Source organism: Deltaproteobacteria bacterium, from assembly GCA_029860075.1.
Taxonomy (GTDB): Bacteria; Desulfobacterota; JADFVX01; order JADFVX01; family JADFVX01; genus JAOUBX01.
In genome coordinates this window covers 1-9,157 of the sequence record JAOUBX010000123.1, presented here as the reverse complement: position 1 = coordinate 9,157, position 9,157 = coordinate 1, and the positions used below count along the sequence as shown (strand labels likewise).

General features: G+C 45.8%; 1 protein-coding gene and 1 riboswitch. The gene reads left to right on the top strand.

Annotated elements, in window-relative coordinates:
• Positions 1-271: 271 nt before the first annotated feature.
• A riboswitch (cyclic di-GMP riboswitch) is annotated at positions 272-354 on the top strand.
• A gap of 113 nt (positions 355-467) precedes the next feature.
• Positions 468-9,157: hypothetical protein (locus tag OEV42_20680; protein MDH3976685.1), on the top strand; the 8,690-nt coding region annotated here is incomplete at its 3' end.

The following is a 9,157-nucleotide window of genomic DNA, read 5'->3' as shown; positions in this document are numbered from 1 at the left end:
GAATGCAAAAAGAAAATAATTGTGAAAATTTATGTGGTCAATATATTTACCCATTAAAAGTATGTTTATTTGAATTTTGCCCAAAAAAGCAAAAAAAGCCGAAAGAAAGTGCAAAAAAAAGCAAAAAAAGCCGAGTATTTTATTTTTCAATGCCTTATGATTTTAACTAAGTCAGAAAAAAGCAGCACCTTAGGTTGGGGTATTGGTCTTTGATTAACCTGAAATATTAAAAGGAAAAAATCCAGAAATACATAGTATAAGGTAAAAATTCATAAGGAAAAGGCAAACTCCGGGCGACGGGAGGACGCAAAGTTACCTGTCCCGAGAATAAATCGGGATAGAGGGACCGCTGAAATATGAAAAACAACCGATACAAAAAACCGAATACTTTGAAAAGCCCTTTTTTTGTCTCTTGAGACAGGAATGGGGCTTTTTATTTTTAAACTTTTTACGGGGAGGTGAACGTCATGTCAAAGCGTAAAGTATCCTATTTCAAAATCCTGTTTTTGATGATTGCAGTCATTCTTATCACATCAATAGTGTCGGTAAGCCGGATATCCTATACTGAGACCGTAAAAATAACGCCTCTCACACTCTCTGCCACGGGACGAACGGCGGGAGCCAATGTTCTCTGGAACCTCTTTGACAATGATACGGAAACCGCCTTTTCACATGTGCCGGAAACGTCGCGCATCGTCGTTGCCCTCGAAAAGAATTACAATATCAAGACAATTCGTTTTTTCGGCAAGGCTGCTTACCTGGCCAATGTTTACTGGGGAAGTCCCGGTGCCTGGACGCCGATCTCAGGCCTGACCGATGTGGACCTTGAAAAACTGTCAGATGGCTGGAACAGTTTTGATGCAGTTGATGAAATCATTACCGGCAATATGATGTTTGAACTGACACCCCTCTCGACAGAGGTCAATATCAAAGGAGTTAGTGAAGTTGAAATATGGGGATTAAACGGTAAAAAAAATATCCCCGGCAAAGAGGCGCTTCTTGGTGCGGCAGAGAGCGGAGACATGCCCGATAATGTAGTCCTGCTGAAAGCAAGCCCTTTTGAAGGACAGGTTGTAAGAGAAGAAACCAATGACAACCTGAAGTTTACCTTTAATAACGACAGAGATCCGCGAGTCTATAAAGCGTGCTACCTTCTCTATGAATCAAATGGCCTCTCCAGGTGGGTAGGGACAAGGCAGAGCATAAACGGCACCGGCTTTACCGGTGGTTTCTGGGTTGGCGACAGCGACCAGTGGACCCTCCAGGTAGAGCCTGTCAATCCGCTCTGGCTGAGGCCGGGCGAAAATTCCCTCACCTTCAGCGCCCCTGAAGACATGTACGGAAGCTACGCCATTCGTGACGTGAGATTCGTTGCCCTCATGGATGACGGCACAAGCTTCATAAAAGAAATAAGCGGTCCCGGCAATCCCGGAACACTTGTTGATGAAGACCTTTCCACTTTCTGGACTTTTTCACCGGCATCAGGAGGAGAAGATATTGTAGACATCACTTTCAAAAACCCGATACAACCTCATTCGGTCTCCTTTTTCCTGAAAAATAGTATCAAGGGCAAGCTCGACTACCACTACCGGTCAGCAGGGCAATGGGCAGCGCCCCAGGGCGGGGTAACGAATACGCTTAACACCCTTCAAAGCGGATGGAATATCATTCCAACACTCATTCCTGACAATGGAACGACTGACGGGCTTCGCCTCATATTTACAAGCGCCGGGCAGGGAGGTGGAAATATTCACCAGTTAAGCATTTCGGGCAGCAGAGCAGGTGAAAGAGAAGCTTACCGGAAACTGGTCATCACTTCCCCCGAATCAGGCGAGTTCTATGGCAGAAAGGCATACATTTCAGGGTGGATCGAGGGACCGGATACAGTAAATGCACAAATCTATATTGCCGGACAGAAATATGTCCGGCCCACGGGCGATCCCGAAAATCACTTTGGCAGGGCCGTCACAAAAGATGAAGCAGGATTCGAAGGACAGGAAGATAGCGAGCCCTGGCAGGTGGAAGTAAAGGCAGTCTATCCTGATGGAAGCAATGTTAAACAGATCGTTAAGCTTGGCAGTTATATGGAAGAAGAGGCTTTGCCTGAAAAGGAGACCGGAAGCGCTTCCGGCGAAGAGGAAGAAAAGAAAATCAACAGCAGAACAATTGAAGAAACGGATGAAGTAGAGGAAGAAGTTTCTCCGGGCATGGGGAAAAAGATAGGCCTTAAGGGTACAAGCCTTGATATTCCAGGTGGCGCTGTATGGAAAAATATGAAGATAAAAATCAAGGCCCTAAAACATGCCGACCTGGCTAAGCTGGATCCCGGTATGGTTAATGTTACAGCCCCTGACTACGGTTATCGCTTTACACCTCACGGCACCAGGTTCAGAAAGACCGTCAAACTGAAGATGCCCTATGACCCCTACCTCATTCCTGCGGGAATGACGGAGAATGATGTGTGGACTTTTTTCTATGATGAGAAGGAGAAGAGCTGGAAGAAGCTTAAAAGGGCTGATATTGACAAAAATGCGGCTCTTGTTGAAAGTGAAACAGACCACTTTACAGACATGATAAACGCCGTTCTCGTCACACCGGAACACCCCGAAGCGCTCACCTACAACCCGAATACAATCAAAGACATCAAGGCAGCCGATCCCGGAGCGGGCATAAACCTCATCGAAGCGCCCAGGGCGAACAACATGGGAGATGCGAAGTTAAACTATCCCATAGAGATACCTGCCGGGCGTAAAGGCATGCAGCCGCAGCTTTCTGTCAGCTACAGCTCATCAGGGGGTAATGGCTGGCTGGGATTAGGATGGGACCTGCAAATACCGGCCATTACTGTTGATACGAGATGGGGCGTTCCCAGATACGACAGTGCGAAAGAAACCGAGACCTATGCGCTGAACGGCGAAATGCTGACACCGGTTGCACATAGAGGAGAACTCAAACCGAGATCCGGGGAAAAGGTATTCCATACCCGCGTTGAAGGCCGGTTCAGGGAAATTATCCGCCACGGTAATAGCCCGGATAAATACTGGTGGGAAGTCATAGACAAGAATGGAACAGGGCATTTTTACGGCGGAATTGATGGAAACGATGCCAGTGGCAAACTGGCCGGAGACAAGGGCATATATCAGTGGATGATAAGGAAATCTATTGATACCAACGGAAATACCGTTATCTACGACTACAGTTTAGTCTGTGATACAGGTGTAGGAGGCGGGAACAACAGCAATGGCGATGAAACCTGCGACTCCGGCGTTTCCGGACATCAGATCTATTTAAAGGAAATCTCCTATGCAGGGTTCAACGATACTCCGGGCAAATATATTGTAAGGTTTGTGCGGGACAATGAACTCAATGAGCCCCGGCGCAAAGATATCAGCATCCATGGAAAAGCAGGCTTCAAAATTGTGACGGCGGACCTGCTCAGACGGATAGAGATAGTGTTGGATAATCAACGGATTAGAAATTATGTTCTCGATTACAGGGAAGGCGTATTTAATAAAACTATTTTGTCATCCATAAGCCAGTATGGAGAGGGAGAGAAGGGGGCCTTATTCAATAAGCATGATTTTGATTACTACGATGAAATAAATTTACCTGAAAAAGAGGATCCATCCCTGCTTGACGATAAGATCAATATTGAAACGGGCGATGATAACATTGCTGTTCATCTCGGGGGAAAGGGCCATGAATATGCCAGCGCAATGGGGGGCACGCATGCCAAATATAACGGAAGGCACAGATATAGAGGGGTCAGCAATTATCTGCCCATGAAATCAGCTTCTCAGGGCAAGAAATGGGGCACACAGAAAACAAACAGCACAGTATATTTAATTTTAACCGACATAAATGGAGACGGCCTGGCCGACAAAGTATTTAAAGAGGGTAACAAATACTACTATAGGGCCAATAATCTGGCTGAAGACGGCGCTACTACTTTTAGTGGAAAAGTGGAGCTTCCCACATTGAAAGGGCTCGGCAGGCAGCTTACGGAGGGACGCTCCAAAGGGGATGAAATATACCTCTTTTACGGTTCTTTTTCAAGGTACAATGTTAAGACCACATCCACAAGCATGGAGTACTTTGCTGATGTTAACGGCGATAATTTGCCCGATTTTGTCAAAAATGGCGTAGTGTGGTTTAACTATTTGGACGAAGATCGTATTCCCACCTTTACTCTGGATAGCAACAAGACAAAAATACCTGTTAAACAGAGTAAAATCGATATTGAAGGACTCATTGAAGATCAAAGCGCCTTTTACGAAGAACAAATCAATAATTATCCACTTATTGATCCTGTCAGAAGATGGGTAGCGCCCTATGATGGCATCGTAAGTATCGGCGGAAGCGTAACATTGATTGAAGATACGACTGAGGACAGAAATGCTTACCAAACCGCCGATGGCGTCAGAGTTGCCATTCAGCATAATGGCAGTGAAATATGGACCGAGAGGATTGAGGCACAAGACTACTCGCCTCACAATCCGGGAGGCGCCGGTTCGATAACCGTCAAAAAGGGAGACCGGATATATTTTCGTGTTCAGTCTGTCTTTGACGGCGCCTATGACCGGGTTACGTGGGACCCTGTGATCACATACGCTGATAAACCGCAGGAAGCGCTTGATGCCGACAATAAAAATATCTACAGATTCAAAGCCTCTGAAGATTTTCTGTTGATGGGACGGGGAGGCTCCATTCCCATGCCTTTTAAAGGCAAGGTGCTTATTACCGGTGATTTAAACAAAGCCGATATTACAACCGATGATATCAGGGTAGTTGTCTATAAAAATGACGTGCCTCTTATCACGAAATCCATGTCATGGAATGAAACAGGGGCAGTGGTCTTCAATGATGAAGTGCCTATCGGCGTTGCAAGCACCATTATTTATGATCAAAGCCAGTTGAATGCTTTGGGCATTGATGTGGCGTCGAGACCCGATAATATATCGGACCCCGTCGATATTATGGACTCTCTCCGCTTCGAAATTCAGACGGATTCGCCCATTGATCTGACACAAATAACCTGGGCGCCGGTAGTTACCTATATTGAGTCGAACGATACAAATGCAGGAAGCCTTACCGATGAAGAAGGTAATTACATTGTGAATATGAATATGCCCTTTGGCGTTGATATGTATCCGGAGAATGGAAAGAATACCGCTTCTCTCCCCTGGCAGGTTTCCAAAGAGGGCGCCTTTATCATCTACCCCCGGTTGGGCCTCATAACAGACGATCCGGATTATCTGGGACCGCTCACCGACGTGCCAAATAGTGAGGTGGCCTTTACTGTAAAACGCCGGGGCGCCCTTGTCGGTAAATCTATCCTGAATATTGCTGCCAACAAGGTGACGGAACCCTATCTGTCCAGCATCTTTGTTCCCGGCGCCGGGGCTGATGAAGAACTTTTCCTTGATTTCAGTAGCCGCACACCTGAATTACGGGCCTATGTTCAAAACCATGCCGCAAAGATCTTTTATGTTGAACCGGCAACCTGGGTAAGTGAAGTGGCGGAAACAATCAAGGTTACTCCGTTACTTAAGTTCAACCTCAAAGGGAATGAAGAGGCCATCGGCAGCGCATTATTTATGATTGTTAAGGATGGCGAAGTGCTTCACAGGGAAAAGCTTGACGTCAGTGTCGATAAACAGACACCCTTCATTGCCGGTGAGACGGTCATTGATACCTCCCGGGGAGACAAGATTGAATTCTACATGATTATTACCGGTGGAAACATTAGCAAATTCCTTCAACAGGCTGCAATCTCTATAAATAAAAATGGTCTTCTTTATGAAAAAACAATTCCAACGGGCGCTGCGGCAGAAACTTTCTCTGCCCCATTCAACACAAGCATCGGTGAAGCAGGAATGTTCCCTGTTGCATACAGAGGATGGAGCTATGCAGCTTATAACGGCAACCGGGACAGGGCGCTCAAGCCGATTAATGAGAATGATTTTAATATATCGCGTAATAATGATGTCAATTCTGAAGAAAAAGCCTATCCCCTTATCCCCTTGCAAAAGACACATTCCTGGGGAGGCGCAGATGAGGATTGCCGGCTGACGAATACTACCATGAGCAGCACCCGTTTTGGGACCAAATACATAGATGTCCCAAAATCTGAGGACTTTAACGCTTATAGAGCTGTAAACAAGATAGGTATTGCAGAAGATTACCAGGAAGGTTCGGACACGTCCTGGTATTATGTGCCCATATCATCGGGATGGCAGTCATCCACAGGCGACAGCCATAGCCTGCTGGACTATATGGATATGAATGGCGATCATTATCCGGATATTGTCAGCCCCGGAGGCATCCAATATACCAGGGCCGATGGCACTCTTGACGACAAACGTACGAATTTGGCACGTTTAAAGGGGATAATAAGAAAGAGCGAAAATGATCAATTCAACTGGAATATTGCCCTGGGAGGAAGTCCCGGCATGTTTGGAACAACAAGCGACGGCACACCTCTTAGTACGGGCGCAAAAGGTGGAGGCGCAAAAGGTAATACGGGGGGAGGCAATGGCGGAAAGATCTCCGGAAAAAGCGGAGGAACCGGCGGGGGTGGCGGCGGCAAATCCACAGGGGGTTGGATATGGACAGCAATCAATCTGGCTGTTTCCTTTGGGATTGGCGATTACAGCAGTGATGGGGAAAGTGAAGTCAAGTATGACTTGATAGATATGAATGGGGACGGTCTGCCGGACAAAGTGGCACAGGGATTAAAAGTCTCTTTAAATCTCGGTTACGATTTTGCTGAACCTGAATATTGGGGAGGCGTTGCAATCAATGAGAGTATAACCGAAAGTGATTCCATGAGCTATGGATTCAATTATATGATGTCGGCCTTCGGTGAAGGCACTTCTTATTCGGACACGGAAGGAGAGGTTGAAAAAACCCTGAAAGATATCAATGGCGATGGATTGCCTGATTTTCTCTTTATGGATGGAGTGATCCTTGTCGACCCGGACGTTATATGTGATTCGACAAATGATGACGGGAACGCCTGTGATAATACTTATACAATATATTACATCAAAGCCGCATTAAATACAGGCGCAGGATTTGGCGCTCCTGTAAAACTTATTGAGGAAGACAGCAGGATTTCTACGGGCCTTAGAATTGAATCCACGGAAGGCGAAACCGCAGGGAGAGGCCTTTATGATACCTATGCCGTTCCTGTTATCAACTGTCGCGACGGCGTTTGCCTGATACTTCATTTCCTCATTTTCAACCAGGGGAAAGACAGCAGCGAGAGCATGACCAAAGTCGTAAACACACTTGTTGATATCAACGGCGATGGATTGCCCGACCATCTTACATCAGGAAAAGACAGCTCCATGAGGGCCCATATCAATAAAACGAGCCGCACGAACCTTCTGAAGAGCGTTACACGTCCAATGGGCGCCTCCTTTAAAATTGAATACAAGCGAACAGGCAATACATACGACCATCCCCAGAGCAAGTGGGTCATGAGCCGCCTGGAAGTATCAGATGGTTTTAACGGAGACGGTGTTGACAGTATGGTTAAGACCATCCGTTATGAAAACGGCAAATATGACCGGCTGGAACGTGAGTTTTACGGCTTTAAACATGTTATCGAAGAACAAAGAGATGCATCTGACATGGATTCTCTCTACAGGAGTGTTTCCAGAGAATATCTCAATGATAACTTCTGCAACAAGGGACTGCTGAAATCAGAGATAGTCAGGGATAACCTGGAAAACAGGTTTATGGAAACAGTCAATTCATATTTCCTTTATGATATTGACACCAGGGCAGAAGTTAATCCAATCAACATAGAAAGAGCGACTGTTTTTCCAAAACTTGTCAGGACTGAGAAAAAGTTTTACGAAGGACAGCCCCATTTCGAAAAAGAGACTTATGCCGCATTTGATTACGATGATTACGGTAATGTGACAGACTTCTTTGATGCCGGAGAACCAGGTGCAACAGATGATATTGTGGTTGTTATTAAGTATGAGTATAGGCCATCTTCATACCTGATGAGCCTGCCTCAACTCATTACCGTCACCGGTGGAGATGGCAAAAAATACAGGGAACGTAAAGGAAGCTATGACAGCAGAGGGAATGTGACACAATTGGTCTCATCTATAAGTGATGGACAGTCAGCTACAATAGATATGACCTATGATGATTACGGAAACATTAAAACTTTCACAGGAGCATCAAACGAAAAAGGCGACCGCTACCAGCTGAGCTACACCTATGACAGTACGGTCCATAGCTATGTTGAAAAAATAGAGGATTCCTTCAATTACATATCAACGGCAAAGTACGATTACAGGTATGGCAAGCCTCTGTCAACAACGGACCTGAACGGCAATGTTATCTCCTATAGCTACGATGCTTTTGGCAGGACAAAACAGATCTATGGCCCTTACGATCAGGGCTCTCATGTACCTACCCTATCCTTTGAATACCACCCCGAGGTTGTCCCTGCCCGGGCATTAACAAAGAATAAGGAGCACTGGGATAGCAGTGAAACCATCGACACCCTCATCTACACGGATGGATTAAAGCGCGTCCTTCAGACAAAGAAAGAGGCTGAAGTGAGAAAAGTATACGGAATGACCATATCGGGCAAGGCAATTTATGACGCCTTCGGAAGGGTCATTCAGCAAGGACAGCCCGTTTTTGAGGCTGGTTACCAGACTGCATTTAACATACAAGGTGAGCCAAAGAATCCCACTCTCTTTGAATATGATGTGCTTGACAGGCAGACCAGAATAACTCTGCCCGATAATTCTTTCAGCACCATAGTGTACGGCTTTGAAGATAATCTCTTTATGACCAAAGTCACTGACGGTGAAGGAAAAATTAAAAATAGCCTCAAAGACCTTCGGGATGGTATCAGAACAATGAAGGAAAAGCTTGGAAATGGCTGGATCATTACAAAATACATTTATAATCCCATAAGTGAAATTATAGAAATCATCGATGACCGGGACAATCATACCTACGTCACCTACGACATGCTCGGAAGGCGGCTCTCCATAGATAACCCCGACACGGGCAATGTGGAATACAAATATGATGAGGCAGGCAATCTCACCGGGAAAATAACGCCTAACCTGAGAGCCGATTCGAAATCGATCAAGTATATCTACGACTATAACCGGCT